We start from the raw sequence: 17,200 nt of genomic DNA, 5'->3' as shown, positions 1-17,200 counted from the left end.
GAAGGGATGACCATGTTGATTTTACAAGCCGAACGCGATGCCCTGCTCAAACCCCTGCAAGCCGTTACCGGCATCGTCGAACGCCGCCACACGCTGCCGATTCTGTCGAACGTATTGCTCGAAAACCTTCACGGGCAAACCAATATTCTGGCTACCGATTTGGAAATCCAAATCAACACCTCCGGCCCCCACAGCGAAGCCGAAGACTTCCGCATCACCACCAATGCCAAAAAGCTGCAAGATATTTTGCGCGCCCTGCCCGACGGCTCGCTCGTCGCACTCGACTGGGCGCAAAACCGCCTTACCCTCAAAGCAGGCAAATCACGCTTTAACCTGCAAACCCTGCCCGCAGAAGATTTCCCCCTGATGAGCGTAGGCGAAAACGTGAGCGCCGCCTTTTCACTGCCGCAGGAAGCCTTTAAAAACATGCTTTCCCAAGTGCAGTACAGCATGGCCGTGCAAGACATCCGCTACTACCTCAACGGCCTGTTGATGCAGGTAGAAGGCGACCAACTGCGCCTGGTCGCCACCGACGGCCACCGCCTCGCCTATTCCTGCACCACCATCGACGCCGACCTGCCCAAAGCCGAAGTGATTCTGCCGCGCAAAACCGTGCTCGAACTCTTCAAACTGCTCAACCACCCCGCCGAACCGATTACCGTAGAGCTGCTCAACAACCAAGTACGCTTCCGCTGCAACGACACCGTGATCGTCAGCAAAGTGGTGGACGGCAAATTCCCCGACTTCAACCGCGTGATTCCGCTCGACAACGACAAAATCTTTTTGGTTAACCGCACCCAGCTGCTCGGCGCTCTCGAACGCGCCGCCATTCTCGCCAACGAAAAATTCCGCGGTGCCCGACTGCTGCTGCGCCCCGGCCTGTTGAGCGTTGTGTGTAGCAACAACGAGCAGGAAGAAGCCCGAGAAGAATTGGAAATCGCCTATCAGGGCGACGAACTCGAAGTCGGCTTCAACATCGGCTACCTGATGGACGTATTGCGCAACGTACACGCCGACGACATGCAGCTTGCCTTCGGCGACGCCAACCGCTCCACCCTGTTCACCATTCCGAACAACCCCAATTTCAAATACATCGTGATGCCGATGCGCATCTAATCCGTGTCTTGATTCAGGTTAGAAACATGAGGCCGTCTGAAAAATCATTTTCAGACGGCCTCATACTGTTCAATCTCTATCCGCTTCATTCACAACATACTTTTTGCAGTTTAGCCGTTATAATTACGCGCATCTTGAATGGGATAGCCTTATGAACAAACGTATTCTTATTTCATCTCTCACCTGCCTGATATTTGGCTTGATGTTTTCCTTTTCGGCAGCAGCAAATACATCGGTTCAGTCCAATCATACGGCTGCGAACAATCCAGCTATTGAAACACCAGCAGAATCAATCAAAACATCTGACATAATCGGAAAAAACGATTTAAAAGAACTCGAATTAAAGCTGCAAGAAAAAATACTGGCTACTGACCAAAAAGTGGTGGAAAACCAGCAGGAAACGATCAACTGGTGGCTGTCCTTTATTGCTATATTCGCAGCTATAGTAGGCATCGCAATTCCTTATATGGTATCTCGACGAGAAAAAGAAAAAATGCTTGCCGAATCCACGGCCATACTTAACCAAGCCAAAGAACACTCAGAGAAAGCACAAACCTTAGCCGCCCAAGCTAAAGAAAGCGCCTCAAATGCACAGGCACATTTAGATGAAATTCAGAGTTTCCACTCTCAAGCAAAAGAAAGTACAAACGAAATCGCCAAACTGTCTGAGCAAATGAAAAAATATAGCTCTCAAGCACAAGATAAAGAAAGCAAACAACAGAAAGAGAGCATCGAAGCAGCCAAAGATTTAGCGGAACACAACGATATTCCCCTCATCGAACAACTACGCGCCCAAGCTATCCTGCTATCTGACAAAGCTGATCAAAGCAAAATTTATCAAGACTATTTGCAAGCATTTTATGCTTGGCAGGCTGTACTACAACAAGATAATCAAGATGGACACGCTAACTTCAACGCCGGCCTTCAAGCGTGCTTTCTGTACGACAAAAGTAACCGCGACCAACAAGCCTACTGGTTTAAAGAAAGTGACGAACATTACAAAAAAGTTCTACAAGTTAACCCGGCTAGCGATGAGAGTGCAGAGAATATGGGAACTCTTTTCCATAAAGAAGCCTCCACCTTATTACAAGAAAAGAAAATAGATGAAGCAAAGAAACAATGGGAGCAAGCTGAAAAATATTATCAATATGCACTAGCTGTAAATCATAAAAGTTATTTAACGGTAAAAAACTGGTTGATACTTTTGCTCTATAAACATCTACATCTAAAAACTGACGAATTGCAACAAGCACGTTACTTAATAGACAAATTCTTAAATGATTATCCACAATTTGAAAATGAATTAGCATATATAAATGCCTGCTTATATGCGCTAGAAGGCAATACGTCTGAAGCAATCGCCCAATTACGCTTAGCACGACAGGAAAATGATTTGCCTGAAATAGCTAACATTAAAGAGGGTGAAGTTTTCAACAACATCCGCAACACCCCCGAATTCCAAGCATGGTTTAAAGAGGCTTTTCCCGAATCTTCTGCCGAAAGCTAACCATTCATAACCTTAAAGGCCGTCTGAAAACTTTTTCAGACGGCCTCTTCACATCTCTTGCGGGTCGATATCCACCGACCATCTTACTTTGCCGTCGCGGTACTGCTGCAACACTTGCACCCACAGGCTTACGGCGTGGTGTAGGTCTTTGCGGGAGGCGGATTCTAAAAACATTTGCGCGCGTTCGCGTTCGGCCAGCCGCGCCATCAGCATGGGCACGGGGCCGAAGGCGGATACGGTTTCGGGCAGCAGCGGTTGGGTAACGGCTTGGATGTCATTGAGAAACTGCACGGCTTCGTCGATTTTGACGGCATCGGCGCGGATGGCCGTCTGAAAACCGAAGGGCGGCATATTGAATGTTTGCCGTTCGTTCAGCTCGTTTTCGGCGAAGATGCGGTAATTTTGTGCCTTTACGGCAGCGAATACGGGGTGTTCGGGCAGTTGGGTTTGGATAAGCACTTTGCCGGCGGCTTCGGCGCGCCCTGCCCGGCCGGAAACCTGCATCAGTTCGGAAAACAGTCTTTCGGGGGCGCGGAAGTCGGCGCTGTAGAGGCTGCCGTCGGCGTTTAATACGATCACGAGGTTCAGCCGTGCGAAGTCGTGGCCTTTGGCGAGCATTTGGGTGCCGACGAGGATGTCGATGTCGTTGGCGGCGATGCGTCGGTATAAATCGGCCCAGTCGTTTTTGTGGGCGGTGCTGTCGCGGTCGACGCGGGCGATTTTGGCTTGCGGGATGAAGTTGCGCAGGGTTTCTTCGACGCGTTGGGTGCCGTGGCCGACGGCGGTGAGGTCTTGGTTGCCGCATTCGGGGCATTTGTAGGGTACGGGCTGTCTGAAATCGCAATGGTGGCAGCGCAGTTGGCGGGCGCGTTGGTGCAGCACCATTTTGGCGGAGCAGCGCGGGCAGCCGAAGGTGTGGCCGCAGTCGCCGCAAAACAGGGCGGGTGCGAAGCCGCGTCGGTTGAGATACACCAGCGACATGCCGCCTTGTTCGTGGTTGGTTTTGAGCAGTTTCAGGGCTTGCGGCGAGAAGCCGTTGTCGAGCGGCAGGCGGCGTACGTCTAAGATGTCGACTTGCGGCAGTTGGGCGGCGGAATGGGCGCGTTCGGTCAGCTCCAGCAGTTGGTACGCGCCGGTTTGTGCTTTGTGCCAGCTTTCCAAACTGGGGGTGGCGCTGCCGAGCACGACGGGGCAACTGCTTTGCCGTGCGCGCCAAACGGCCAAATCGCGGGCGTGGTAGCGCAGTTCGTTGTCTTGTTTGAACGAGGAATCGTGTTCTTCGTCCACCACCACCAAGCCCAAATCGGGCAGCGGGGTGAACACGGCCAGCCGCGTGCCGATAATCAGTTTGGCTTGCCCGAGCATGGCGCGCAGATAGTCTTGCGTGCGCTTGCCTGCTGCGGTTTGGCTGTGCAGCACGGCGGTCGGCACGTCGGCAAAACGGGCTTCCACGCGCTTGATCAGTTGCGGCGTAAGGTTGATTTCGGGCAGCAGAAACAGCACTTGCCTACCCGCCGCCAACACTTTGGCCATCACGTCGAAATAGACTTCGGTTTTGCCGCTGCCGGTGATGCCGTAGAGCAGGAAGGGTTTGAAGGTATCGGATGCCGTCTGAACGGCTTGCGCGGCGGCTTGCTGCTCGGTGTTTAATCGGTGTTCAGACGGCCTCAACACGGGCGCGGCGGCTTGGGCGGTGCGTATCCAGCCGTTTTCCGTCCATTCTTGCAGCAGCTTCGGCGCTTGGTTGTGGATGTGTTTCAAGGCCGCCATGCTGAGGCCGTCTGAAAGCAAAGCCTGCCACAAGGCGTGTTTTTTGTGGAAACGCTCCGGCGGCGGGATTTGCGCTTTGCCTGCTTCGTTCAAAGCATAAAACTGCGGCGGCTGCGGGGTTTCAACAGGCTTGGCTTCTTTCAAACCCAACGGCAGCGCGGTAAACACGGCCTGCCCGAGCGGATAATGGTAATAGCGCGAAGTGAACGCCAGCAGCTTGCACCAGCTTTCGGGAAACAGCGGTTCGTCGGTAAAGGCCGTCTGAACCGGCAGGATTTTCGCCGCGTCAATCTCCGGCGTTACGCCGTTCGCCCACACCACGCCGACAACGGGCTTGCCGCGAAACGGCACCACCACCCGACAGCCTTTGGGCAAGGCGGTCGGGTGGCCGTAGGTTAAGAGACCGTCTGAAATGGGGATGTTGAGCGCGATGTGGTGGTAGTTCATGCGGGTATTATAACCGAGGCCGTCTGAAAAGATTTCAGACGGCCTCGAACGGTTTGACGGAGGATGCGGATTACACGCGGCTGCGGTTGGCATCTGCCAGCAAGGCGAGCAGTTCTTCGGTTTGCTCCCAGCCGATGCAGGCGTCGGTGATGCTTTGGCCGTAGCATACGGGTTTGTCTTGGCGGCCTTCTACCAAGTGGCTTTCCACCATCACGCCCATGATGTTGTTTTCGCCGTCGCGGATTTGCTGGGCGACATCTTGAGCCACTTCCATTTGGCGTTTGTAGTCTTTGCGGCTGTTGGCATGGCTGAAATCGACCATCAGCTTGGGCGTTACACCGGCTTGCGTGAGCTGCTCGGCAGCGGCTTTCACATGTTCGCTGCTGTAATTCGGCTCTTTGCCGCCGCGCAAAATCACATGGCAGTCGGGGTTGCCGGCGGTGTGGACAATCGCGGAGTGGCCGGCTTTGGTAACAGACAGGAAATGGTGCGGATGGTTGGCCGCGCCGATGGCATCGATGGCGATTTTCAGGTTGCCGTCGGTGCCGTTTTTGAAACCTACCGGGCAAGACAAGCCGCTTGCCAGCTCTCGGTGCACTTGGCTTTCGGTGGTGCGCGCACCGATGGCGCCCCATGAAATCAGGTCGGCATAGTATTGCGGGGTAATCATGTCGAGAAACTCGGTTGATGCGGGCATACCCATATTGTTGAGTGTAAGCAAAAGCTTGCGGGCTTGGCGCAAACCGAAGTTGATGTCGAACGTGCCGTCGAGGTGCGGGTCGTTAATCAGCCCTTTCCAACCGACGGTGGTACGCGGTTTTTCAAAGTAAACGCGCATCACGATCAGCAGCTCTTTTTCGTATTTTTTACGCAACGGCAGCAAACGCTCGGCGTATTCGAGCGCGGCTTTGGGGTCGTGGATGGAACACGGGCCGATAATCACCAACAGGCGGTTGTCTTCGCCGTGAACGAGTTTGGCCACTTCGCCGCGGGTTTGGTGCACGAGATCGGCGGCGTGATCGCTGATGGGGAGTTCGTAAAGGTGGGCAATCGGGGGGAGCAGTTCTTTTACTTCTCTGATTTTGACATCGTCTGTTTGGTGGCGTGGTGTCATGATTGTTCTTTTCTATGCAATGAATCAGGTTGCTAAGGTTAACGGTTCAGACGGCCTATGGCAAGGCTGAAAGTTTATTTCTAGCTATTTTATTGTGTAAATCTATGGATTTGTCTTTTATGGGAATTTAAATTTCTATTTAATTAAAATATTGGTATTTTATTTCAATTAAAACGCATTAATACATCAAGGCCGTCTGAATGCGTTTAAAGCATATCCGCCGTGCCGCACCGTTTTTTTATCGACTCATTTGAGCAATATCAATCTATTTTTGCACTAATCCGCCCTATCTTTATAAACTTTGCGGTCTAATAAGCGTTTATAGCCATCAACCTATTTTTAATACAAGGCAGCAAGCCGCAGTAAAAATTAAGTTAATCGACTTCATATCAAAAAAGCCTGCCGGTTGTTATATACTACACGACACTACATAACCAACCGACATCCGCCGTTTTTTCAGACGGCCTACAACCTTTCACCAACTTGCCTTAACCATTAGATTACCGATTGCCCGCACGCCTATGAACAAAGAGCTTCTGACCGCCATTTGGCAAGACCTCCAAGCCCACCAAATCAATACTTCGTCGCTGCACATGCGCGACTGGTTTCAGGCCGACCCTGCCCGTTTCGACAACATGCACGAAACCCTTCACGGCCTCTTGTTCGATTACAGCAAAAACCGCATCAGCGAAGAAACCCTCGGCCTGTTGTGCCGCTTGGCCGATGCCGCCGGCGTGAAACAGCAGGCCGAAGCCATGCGGCGCGGCGATAAAATCAATCTCAGCGAAAACCGCGCCGTGCTGCACACCGCCTTGCGCCTGCCGGCCGATGCCCCCGCCGTAAACGTAGACGGCAAAAACGTGCTGCCCGATATCCACCGCGAACTGGAACGCGCCATCGCATTTGCCGAAAACCTGCTCAGCGGCACACATACCGGCGCCACCGGCAAACGCATTACCGATTTCGTCCACATCGGCATCGGCGGCTCCGACTTAGGCCCGCAACTTGCCGTTCAAGCCCTGCAACCTTACCGTAAAAACATACGCGTCCATTTCGTGTCGAATTCCGACGATGCCAATATCGCCCAAGTTTTGGCCGGCTTAAACGCCGAAACCACCGTATTCTGCGTAGCCAGCAAATCGTTCGGCACCCCCGAAACCCTGCTCAACGCCCATGCCGCCCGCACTTGGTTTAGAGAAAGCGGCCTGCGCGAAGCCGATATCGCCCGCCATTTCACCGCCATTTCCAGCGATGTGGCCGCCGCTCAGAATTTCGGCATCGCTGCCGACAACGTCTTTGCCATGTTCGATTTTGTGGGCGGACGTTATTCGGTGTGGTCGGCCATCGGCCTGCCCGTTATGGTGGCCGTGGGCGGCACGCAGTTCCGCAAATTCCTCAGCGGCGCACATGCGATGGACGAACATTTTTTCCATACCGGCTTCCGCCACAATATTCCCGTTTTGCTTGCCCTGCTCGGCGTGTGGTACGGAAACTTCTGCAACGCCTCGGGCCACGCCGTCGTGCCCTACAGCCATAACCTGCGCCGCTTCCCCGGCTATTTGAAACAGCTCGATATGGAAAGCAACGGCAAACGCCGCACCCTTCAAGGCGAAACCGTGAGCTGGCACACCGGCGGCATCGTATTCGGCGAAGAGGGCGTGAACTGCCAACATGCCTTCTTCCAACTGCTGCATCAAGGCACGCGCCTGATTCCCGTCGATTTTATCGTTCCCATGCGTACCCCTTATCAAATCGGCCGCCAGCACCGCTTTACCGTAGCCAACGCTTTCGCACAGGCCGAAGCATTAATGCTGGGCAAAACATCAGACCAAGCCCGCTCCGAACTGGCACACCTGCCCGAAGCGGAACGCGAACAACTCGCCCCACACAAAGAATTTCCCGGCAACCGCCCCAGCAACAGCATTCTGATCGACGAGCTTACCCCCTTCAATCTCGGCATGCTGATGGCCATGTACGAACACAAAATCTTCGTGCAGGGCGTGATTTGGAACATCAACCCGTTCGACCAATGGGGCGTGGAATACGGCAAAGTCTTAGCCAAAAACATCGAACCCGAATTGGCACAGGCACGCCAATTGCAACACGATTCTTCAACCAACGGGCTGATCGGTTTTTACCGCCGCTGTACCGGCCATACTTAGAACGTGTGGTTAACATACAAGCAGGCCGTCTGAAAAACCGTTCCGGTTGTTCAGACGGCCTCGGCTTTAAACAAGCCCTGCTACCGCACGTCAAAACATGCTGGACAAATAATTTCCGCTTTCCGATAATTTGACACCTTTTCAAAACCTGCGGATGTGGATGCAGTTCAAGGCGTAGCAGCACTGCGGGTGCAAACATATCATCTAGATAAGCAAACAAGCGGGCGGCGCACAACGCAGAAATGCACCGCAGACGGCGGTTTTGCAAAGGTCTCGATCTGCCTTACCAACGGCAAAACAGACAACCCGTCCGTTTACTGCCGTCCACCATTTATAGCCCATCAACTTAACTTTTACCACAGCGTTGCCGCGCCTTGGCGTTTGTCTGTACGGTCTGCGGTTTGCTGCTTTGTATTAAAAACAGGTTGATTGACTATATAACCACTATCCAAAACCGTCCGATACCAAAGGAAAATAATGAAACTCAGCTCACTAACCACAGCCTTAGCCGTAATCGGCCTGAGCGCATGCAGCACTTTAGACGGCAAAAGCCCTCACGAAATGGTCAGCCATTCGGTAGAACGCAGCCTGACCAAAGATTACAGCTACAACTTCCAAGGCGAAATCAAAGTTGCCTTTACCCCGTTCGATAAGGGCTACGCACCCGAACCGGCCGCCAAAGAAAAAGCCGCTGCCGATTTGGCCGCCGGCCTTGAAGCCGTATCAGAAGCCGCACCAGAGGCAGAGGCTGAAGCAGAATTTGAAGCGGAAGCCGAAACAAACGCCGCATCCGCAGTAAACACAGCAGAGTTTGCCGCAGACTATACCGAACCTGAAGAAGCAGCCGGCAGCGAATATTCAGACGGCACCGATAGCGAAAACAACGGCGACGATTACCGCGCCGCCGCTTTCGTGATGAACACCATAACGCCGTCGCTGCTGACTGCCGTGCCCTCAAGCAGCAATAATATCGGCAGAAAAGCGGCAAACTACCTCTACGAACGCCCGGCCATAGCACGTTACCTTGAAAATGCCCGTATCAAATATTCCGGCGCGTTGGATTTAAGACGCAAAAAGCTCGAACTCACGCCCGAATTTTCACTGGTTAACCGCAATGAAAGCACCCGCATCAGCATGCCCATACTGCTCGACGGCGAAGAGATGAGCATCATTGTCGATCTGCCCGCCTCCATCCCCGCGGCTCTCAATCTGATTGCGCCACCTGCTTTACGCGAGCGTTTGATTCACGAACCGATTTACCTGAAGCTGTCTGATGTAGACGAATTAATCAGCGACAGCAGTAAAGAAATACAGGATTCACCGAAAAACTATCCGCTGAAAACGGCGACCAAAGCCATGTTCATCGCCGCTTACCGCGCTTATGCCGATATTCCGCCGCAGTATTACCGCAGCCTGCCGCCCGACGAATACACCAAGCAGGCCGGCGGCACATACCGCATCCACTACCTGATGGACAATGAATTCGAGAAACTCTTAACGCAGGCCATGAAAAAACATTTTTCACAAGAATTCAACCGCTTGCAGAAAGAAAAACCCGAAACAGCCGTCAGCAAAGAGAAGTACGAACAAACCAAAAAGCTGCTTCTCGGCGTATTTGACAGCCTTAACGACACCGTCCGCTTAAACGGCATCGTAGGCATGCCCATTTCATCCGATTGGTATCTCGATAAAAAAGGACGCTTGGTCGGTATGCGCCATTATGTGCAAATCAACGGCGAATTACAGGCACTCAATATCGATTCGGTTCTCTACATGAACCGCTTCGGCAAACCGGTGTTTACCTTTAACCCCGACAAAACCAAAACCATCGGCCTGATGGACATAATTAAGGCATTTAAGGGTGATAGCGACGATATAAACGATGAAAAAACCGCCGATATTCCCGACAGCGAAGACCAAGAGCCGTATAAAATCTACGAGCATATCGAACGTTAAGCCCGCTTTATTCCGCTGATTCACATAAAAAAACACCTGCTGCAGGCCAAACCTGAGACAGGTGTTTTTTATATGTGCTTCTATTATGCCTTTTTCGGATAAAACTGCACCGGGCTTTCCCCTTGCGGCAACATCAGTTTTTTCACGGCATGGCCGAACACCGTTTCCAGCGTAATCGTTAATTCGCCTTCTTGGGCAAATACCGCTTCCACCGCTGCCCGCGCCGCAGCTTCATCGCCGAACACCAGCGATGCCCACAACCCCAAAGTATCCATATCCTGCCAAAACGTCTCTGCCCGGCGGTAATGCAACTCCAGCTTGGCCGTATCCATTACCGGATCGTAAAAACCGTGATGAAACAGCATATCGCCCAAATCGTGCATATCGAACAACATCGGCGTTTCCACCGCAATACCTTGCGCTTTCAGACGGCCTGCCAACCCGCCCAAAGTATCAATACCGAAATGGGTAAAAAACAGCAAACCGTTGGTTTTCAAAGCACGCGCCCAGTTTTCAAACACCGGCACAGGCTCTTTCGCCGTGATCAAGGCCAGATTCGCCCACAACATATCCGCCGAAGCTTCGGGCAAAAGCTGGCCGACAGGCTGGCAGTGCTGCACCACCTGTTTGCCCGTCAGCTTCTGCCACAAACCTGATTTACGGGCTTTGGCTGCCGCTTCCAAAAAATCAGGGCGCGGGTCGTATTCCGTAAAAGTGGCTTTGGGATAACGGGCGGCAAGCAGGCTGCGGCTTTCATCGGCATCGGCACCCACCAAAATAATCTGCTGCGGCACGTCGCGCACCAACTGCAAGCGTTCATCGGTATTTCGGGCAAGATAACGGTGTATCTGCCAACGGTCGGAAGCATTCATATTTTTAGCCGTCAAATGAAGTGAAGAAACCATCTCACCCGCGCAACAACCCGCCCTACTCTGTCAGCAGCTTTCGCGGGAGCGGATAGGTTATTAAGTAAGCGTTTTACTATGGGATTGTGTAAACAAAATAACAGGCCGTCTGAAACATTTCAGACGGCCTGAGACCTTTGCAATATAGTTAATCCACTTACTTTAATACAAGGCATCAAGCCAACAGCACAGGTAATACGGAACCGATTCTGTTGCCGCTTCTGCGGCTTACATCATCGTTCTCTTTGAGCTGAAGCACCGCAACGCCGTAGTAAAAGTTAAGGGGATTAACTTATAGTCTGTTATTGATTCCAGTTCGGTGGCGCATATTCTACCCGATTTCCCGCGCCGCACCGAATATAAGCCGCCTCACTCCGGCGTCATGAAATACGCTTTAATCCAAGCCAAGCTTTCGCGCACGATTTTACGCAGATAGCCGCTGCTTTCTTCATCACATTCGGCTTTTCCCGAATAAGCCTGAATCGTTTTGGTATCCTGCCATTGGCGGCGCGCCAGCCATGACGCACGTTTGAGATGGTAGTCGGCACTGACCAGCACCACGCTCGAATTGTTCGACAACGCAATCGAGCTGAACAGAATGTTTTCATAAGTGTTCTCGGATTTGGTTTCCGTTAGGATATGCGATTCCGGCACGCCCAACTCTACCGCAATCGCTTTCATGTGCCGGGCTTCGTTGCTGCCGTCGCTGTCTGTGCCGCCGCTAACCACCAGTTTGGTTACTTTACCCTTATGGTAAAGCTCCGCCCCCGCCGCCACGCGCGAACGCAGGCAGGGGTTGGGCTTGCCGTTTTTATAAACAGAATTGCCCAACACCAAGGCGGCATCGGCCGGTTGGATTTCATCTAAGGTAATATAACGGAAAGACAAAGCCGACACATGCACCCACATCAGCAGCACCAGCCAAATCACAGCCAACACCGCAGGCACATAAAGCAACATAATACGTTTTTTACTCATGCATTATTCAGAAAGGGTTTGTTGATGATTCCCGCGCATACGGCATGGTTATTATTTGCGTAACACTTTACCGCAAAGCGGTGTGCAAAAAAGGCAACAAACAAAAATGTGTGTAAAAATCGCCCAAACAAGCCGTATGATGGCGCAAGCTTACCAAACACAACCCTTAACGGTATAAAACTTAGACACCAGCGGTTGAAAACCCCGCCAAACGGGTATATCTTGCGGCGGTTTTCTATTCATCCGGTTACAGATACAACCAACCGTTTGTTCACAAATAATAACCTTTGAAAATCATCACAAACAAGATAATTTAAACAGGGGTATAATGCGCAGCCTAAAATACCCAAACGGAATAATATTGCAACACAACCGCCGCAGGGTGTTTTGCACAGGTCTCAGCCACACAAACGTCAATCCATACATATATATATAAAGGTATAAAGGCAATCATATGAATAACACCCTTGCCAAAGTTACCGCCCGTCTCAACGAATGCGGGCAAACCGTTACCTGCGCCGAATCGTGCACAGGCGGCTTACTTTCTGCCGAACTCACCAAACTGCCGGGCAGCTCCGCATGGTTTCATGCCGGCTTCGTTACATACAGCAACGAAGCCAAACAACAGCTTTTAGGCGTGAAAGACAATACCTTGGCTTTTTACGGTGCGGTGAGCGAAGAAACCGTGCGCGAAATGGCCTTGGGCGCATTGATTGCCGCCAAAGCCGATTTTGCCCTCAGCATTTCCGGCATCGCCGGCCCTACCGGCGGCAGCGAAGAAAAACCCGTCGGCACGGTTTGGTTCGGATTGGCAGCCAAACAGCGCATTTGGGCGAAAACCGCCTTGTTCGACGGCGACAGAGACAGCATCCGCGCCCAAGCCGTACAATTCGCGCTGGATTTTCTGTGCGAAAAAATCGAAGAAGCTTGAATATGTAGCCAAACTACTTAAGCAACCAAAGAAGCAACCAACAATGCCGTCTGAAACCGGCAAAACAAACAATCCGCCCCTATATCGGATATAGGGGCGGATTGTTATCGTGAATCCGTTTAAAAATGGTACGCAACCGATTCTTCTGCCGTTAACGGCCGTAAACAGCCAGCTTGCGTTTGATTTCGGGCAAAGCGGCCAAGGCAGCCTGTTCGCCCAACTTGATGGCCTGTGTTTTTTGATCGAAACCGCCCACCGAACCGAGATGTTGCACGTTGGGCTTAATCACCACATCGGCTTTACCCAATTCGTTCTGCAAAGCGGCCGCGCTCATGATGTTCAGGCTCTGATCAAGATAAGCGAAAAAGCCGGCATCCGAAAGCTTGGCCGGTTTGGCCGAAATATCCACCGCTATCACAAAGTTTGCCCCCATATTTTTCGCCGCCGTTACCGGTACGGGAGCCGATAAACCGCCGTCTACATAATGGCGGCCGCCGATAACCGCAGGCTGGAATACATTGGGAATGCTCACCGAAGCCCTTACCGCCTGCCCGGTATTGCCGCGGTTAAACGTAACCATTTTGCCGGATTCCAAATCGGTAGCCACTGCCGCAAACTTAACCGGCAGGTTTTGCAGCGGGCGGTTGCCGACCTTACGGTTGATGTAGTCTTGCAGCTTTTGGCCCTTGATAAAGCCGGTGGTGGAAAGCGTTAAATCCACCAAATCGGTTTTACCCAAAATCTCGGCCTCCAGTTCCAATCTGTCGGGCGACATCCCGCTCGCGTACAGGCTGCCCACAATCGAACCTGCGCTGGTGCCCGTAACCACTTTAACGGGAATATTGTTGGCTCTCAAAACTTTAAGCACGCCGATGTGCGCAAAGCCTTTTGACGCTCCGCCGCCCAAAGCCAACCCTACCACGGCTTTCGGTTTGGCTTGGCCAACCGGCTTGGCAGGCCGCCCCGGAGCTTTATCGCTTGCACATGCAGCCAGCACCAATGACACGGCCGCAACCAACACGACACGGCGGGTATCGCGAATAAACTTAAATTGGGATACGGCGTTGCCGCGCCTTTGCGTACTGTCGGTACTGCCTGCGGCTTGTTGCCTTGCATCAACAATCGGTTTGTTTGCTGTATAACGTTTATCCATATGTTCAGACGGCATCATTGATAAAAACCTGATTATTGTATAGCAAATAAACCGATTGTTGATACAAGCCCGCCGCAGCCAGAACAGGCAAAGAAGACAAAGCTGCCATACATTCAGGCCGTCTGAAACGGGCTGAAACCTTTTCAGACGGCCTGCATAAATCAGCCTCTATTTAAACCAAGATTTGATTTTTTGAAACAACGACATGCTTTGCTTATCGAAGCCGTTTTCCACCGCTGCCGCAATCGGAGGCGCTTCGCGGTGTACGGGCAAAGCACCGAAACTTTGCGCCACAGGCATGATTTCGATACTGTTTACATTCATGTGTGCGGGGCGTTGGTAAAGCCACAAAGCGGTGTCGGCAATATCTTGCGGGCGGATAAACTGCACGTTTTCATACAGTTGCGCCGCCCGTTCGTTATCGCCTTTGAAGCGTATGTTGGAAAACTCGGTATCGCCGCACAAGCCCGGTTCGATGTTGCTCACACGCACGCCGGTGCCGGCCAAATCGGCACGCAGATTCAGGCTGAATTGGCGCACATACGCTTTGGTTGCGCCATAGACATTGCCGCCGGGATAAGGATAAGTGCCGGCAATCGAACCGATGTTGATGATATAGCCGTTTTTGCGCTCCACCATAAACGGCAGCACTTTGCGGGTAAGATAAGAGAGGCCGACGATATTGGTTTGAATCATGGTTTGCCAATCGGAAAAATCGGCCTTGTGCGCCGCATCCAAACCCAAAGCAAGGCCGGCATTGTTGATCAGGCAGTCGACCGACGCAAACGGTTCGGGCAGATTTTGCAAAGCCGAATCAATCGAATCGGGGCGCGTCATATCCATTTCAAGCGGCAGAAAACGCTCTCCGAACTCCGCATGCAGGGCTTGCAGTTTTTCTATGCGGCGTGCGGCACCCACCACATGGTAGCCCGCCGCCACAAACGAACGGCACATTGCCTCGCCGAATCCGGCCGATGCGCCGGTAATCAAAATGGCCATGGTTATTCTCCTTGCTTATCACTCTTTATTGATTCGGGTATGATACTGAATAATCCCAACAATATTACCACACCGAAAGGAACACATTATCATGAATACCCGAATCACTTATGCGGCTTTGGCGGCCGCAGCACTATTGAGCCTTGCCGCCTGCGGCGCACCCGAACCGGAAGTGGCCAAAGGGCCGATTTCCGAGGCACGCACCACCGCTTTCAAATCCATGATGCCTAACTTCAGCAGCATGGGCAAAATGGTTAAGGGCGATGAGCCTTATGAAGTGGAAAAATTCAAAGCGGCGGCGGCAACTTTTGTAGAAGAAAGCAAGAAGCCGTTTGAACATTTCCAAAAAGACGAACAGGGCGACGGCGACACCTTGCCGGTAACGTGGGAGAAACCGGATGAATTCAAAGCGGCGGAAGAAAAATTTTTCGCGGCCGTTGCCAATCTGAATGACAAAGCCCAAGGCGGCAATTTGGAAGAAATCAAAGCGGCTTACGGCGAAGTGGGCGCCAACTGCAAATCCTGCCACGATGTGTTCCGCCGACCCAAATAAATATTAAAAAGCATCAGGCCGTCTGAAAATCCGTTTTCAGACGGCCTGATGCTTGTGTAAAAGCCCTCTAACTCGAACAGCTCACGCAAATGCTTTCCGCCCATTGCGGCGGCAGTTCGGCAAAATCGGCAAACTCTTTGCGCTCGACAAACGGATTCTGCATACAGCGGTGCAGGCGCTCGATTTCGCGGAAGTCGCCGCTTTTTGCCAACTGTATCGCCTGCTCCAGCAGATAGTTTCGCAACACATACAGTGGGTTGACGGCATTCATCCGTTCGGCGCGTTCGGCGGGGTTGCTGTTTTCCGCCCGCAGCCTGCCGCGGTAACGGCCTATCCACGCGGTAAACGCTTCGGTGGGGCCGTGGAACAGTGCCAATAGTTTTTCGGGCAGCGGTTCGCCGTGGACATTACCCACTTCGCTCAAATATCGGAAAAACATCGTGAAATCGACTTTGCGGCTTTGCAGGGCGGTGAACATATCGGCCACCAGTTCGTCGTCGCCTTTTTCTTGCGTTTGCAAACCGAGTTTCGCACGCATTTTTTGCAGATAGGCCGTCTGAAAAATATCGGGGAAGCGTTCCAACTCTGCCACCAAATCGTCTTGCGAAACCAGCGGCAGCAGGCACGAGGCAAAGCGCGACAAGTTCCAATGCACCACATACGGCTGCTCGTTGTAGGCATAGCGGCCGCCCGTGTCGGAATGGTTGCACACATGGCGGCGGTCGTAGGCATCGAGAAAACCGAACGGGCCGTAGTCGATGGTCAGCCCTAGAGCCGACATATTGTCGGTGTTCAACACGCCGTGGCAAAAGCCGACGCTCTGCCACGCGGCCACCAACTCGGCGGTGCGGCGGGAAACAGTTTGGAAAAAAGCTAAGTATGGATTTTCGGCTTCGCGGCACTCGGGGAAGTGGCGGTCAATCAAAAAGTCCGCCAACACGGGCAGGTTGTGATGTTGGCCGGTGTGATACATGTATTCAAAATGGCCGAAACGAATGAAACTCGGCGCAATGCGCGTAACCACCGCTGAAGTTTCGGCTTCTTCGCGGTAAACGGCATCGTTGCTGCCCGTAATCGCCAGCGCGCGCGTGGTCGGAATGCCCAAACCGTGCATGGCTTCCGAGCAAAGATATTCGCGGATGCTCGAACGCAACACCGCCCGCCCGTCGGCAAAGCGCGAATACGGCGTTTTGCCCGCACCTTTGAGCTGCCATTCCCAACGCAGGCCGTCTGAACCGACCGAATCGCCGATCAACACCGCACGTCCGTCGCCCAATTGGCGCACATACACGCCGAACTGATGCCCGCTGTACACTGAGGCAATCGGCGCGGGATCGTATTGTTTGGCACTGCCGGCCAGATAAAGCAGGTTGTCGGCGTTATCGAAAATTTCAGACGGCCTCAAGCCCATTTCTTCCGCCAATACATGATTTTGCGCCACCCAATAGGGTTCGCCCAACGGTTCGGTGCGGACGCGGCTGTAAAACGCTTCCGGCAATCGGGCAAATGCGGGCGGGTTTAAAGGAAGTGTGTGCGGCATGGTTTTATCCTTATCTTGATGTTTGCAGAAGCATACGCCGAACTTCATTCTCAAACAATCACAACGGGC

The 17,200-nt window shown here is 52.5% G+C and carries 13 protein-coding genes; 6 read left to right on the top strand and 7 right to left on the bottom strand.

Going from position 1 to position 17,200, the window contains the following annotated elements; translation table 11 throughout:
• Nucleotides 1–12 precede the first annotated feature (12 nt).
• Both dnaN and LVJ88_RS01265 read left to right on the top strand, forming a co-directional pair.
• Nucleotides 13–1,116: a DNA polymerase III subunit beta gene (gene dnaN, locus LVJ88_RS01270; RefSeq protein ID WP_054599449.1), complete on the top strand. Its 1,104-nt coding sequence runs from the start codon at nt 13–15 to the stop codon at nt 1,114–1,116.
• A 151-nt stretch (nt 1,117–1,267) separates the two neighbouring features.
• A complete protein-coding gene (locus LVJ88_RS01265; RefSeq protein ID WP_054599448.1) occupies nt 1,268–2,623 on the top strand; it encodes a TPR end-of-group domain-containing protein in 1,356 nt (451 codons plus the stop codon).
• A gap of 48 nt (nt 2,624–2,671) precedes the next feature.
• On the opposite strand, the gene LVJ88_RS01260 is transcribed toward LVJ88_RS01265, so the two are convergent.
• Complete coding sequence (locus LVJ88_RS01260; protein WP_085418022.1) at nt 2,672–4,840, bottom strand: primosomal protein N'; 2,169 nt, start codon at nt 4,838–4,840, stop codon at nt 2,672–2,674.
• Nucleotides 4,841–4,910: 70 nt separating this feature from the next.
• A complete protein-coding gene (gene aroG, locus LVJ88_RS01255; protein WP_054599446.1) occupies nt 4,911–5,954 on the bottom strand; it encodes a 3-deoxy-7-phosphoheptulonate synthase AroG in 1,044 nt (347 codons plus the stop codon).
• Between the two features lie 521 nt (nt 5,955–6,475).
• On the opposite strand from aroG, the gene pgi reads away from it, so the two are divergent.
• Nucleotides 6,476–8,116 carry a glucose-6-phosphate isomerase gene (gene pgi / locus LVJ88_RS01250; protein WP_085418023.1) on the top strand — a complete coding sequence of 547 codons (1,641 nt, stop codon included), beginning with the start codon at nt 6,476–6,478 and terminating at the stop codon, nt 8,114–8,116.
• Between the two features lie 477 nt (nt 8,117–8,593).
• Nucleotides 8,594–10,072, top strand: coding sequence for a hypothetical protein (locus tag LVJ88_RS01240; RefSeq protein WP_085418024.1), 1,479 nt, complete (start codon nt 8,594–8,596; stop codon nt 10,070–10,072).
• Between the two features lie 83 nt (nt 10,073–10,155).
• On the opposite strand, the gene LVJ88_RS01235 is transcribed toward LVJ88_RS01240, so the two are convergent.
• A complete protein-coding gene (locus LVJ88_RS01235) occupies nt 10,156–10,944 on the bottom strand; it encodes a methyltransferase domain-containing protein (protein ID WP_085418025.1) in 789 nt (262 codons plus the stop codon).
• A 402-nt stretch (nt 10,945–11,346) separates the two neighbouring features.
• Nucleotides 11,347–11,955 (bottom strand): YdcF family protein, encoded by a 609-nt coding sequence (locus LVJ88_RS01230; RefSeq protein ID WP_231718112.1) that lies wholly within the window; start codon nt 11,953–11,955, stop codon nt 11,347–11,349.
• 454 nt (nt 11,956–12,409) lie between these two features.
• Between LVJ88_RS01230 and pncC the strand changes: the two genes are divergently transcribed.
• The gene (gene pncC / locus LVJ88_RS01225; RefSeq protein WP_054599442.1) at nt 12,410–12,886 is read left to right on the top strand and encodes a nicotinamide-nucleotide amidase; all 477 of its coding nucleotides are present in this window, start codon (nt 12,410–12,412) and stop codon (nt 12,884–12,886) included.
• Nucleotides 12,887–13,037: 151 nt separating this feature from the next.
• Here the strand turns inward: pncC and LVJ88_RS01220 are convergent, their stop codons facing one another.
• Nucleotides 13,038–14,039 (bottom strand): patatin-like phospholipase family protein, encoded by a 1,002-nt coding sequence (locus tag LVJ88_RS01220; protein ID WP_082402983.1) that lies wholly within the window; start codon nt 14,037–14,039, stop codon nt 13,038–13,040.
• Between the two features lie 168 nt (nt 14,040–14,207).
• Complete coding sequence (locus tag LVJ88_RS01215; protein ID WP_054599441.1) at nt 14,208–15,038, bottom strand: SDR family oxidoreductase; 831 nt, start codon at nt 15,036–15,038, stop codon at nt 14,208–14,210.
• A gap of 91 nt (nt 15,039–15,129) precedes the next feature.
• Here LVJ88_RS01215 and LVJ88_RS01210 point away from each other — a divergent pair, with 91 nt between their 5' ends.
• Nucleotides 15,130–15,591, top strand: coding sequence for a c-type cytochrome (locus LVJ88_RS01210; protein WP_054599440.1), 462 nt, complete (start codon nt 15,130–15,132; stop codon nt 15,589–15,591).
• 67 nt (nt 15,592–15,658) lie between these two features.
• Here LVJ88_RS01210 and LVJ88_RS01205 read toward each other — a convergent pair whose 3' ends face one another.
• A complete protein-coding gene (locus tag LVJ88_RS01205; protein ID WP_085418026.1) occupies nt 15,659–17,131 on the bottom strand; it encodes a protein adenylyltransferase SelO in 1,473 nt (490 codons plus the stop codon).
• Between the last annotated feature and the right edge of the window lie 69 nt (nt 17,132–17,200).

It is taken from the genome of Neisseria dumasiana (genome assembly GCF_022870885.1).
GTDB classification, from domain to species: domain Bacteria; phylum Pseudomonadota; class Gammaproteobacteria; order Burkholderiales; family Neisseriaceae; genus Neisseria; species Neisseria dumasiana.
Note: the sequence above shows the minus strand (reverse complement) of the source record. Positions and strands in the feature narration are given on the sequence as shown.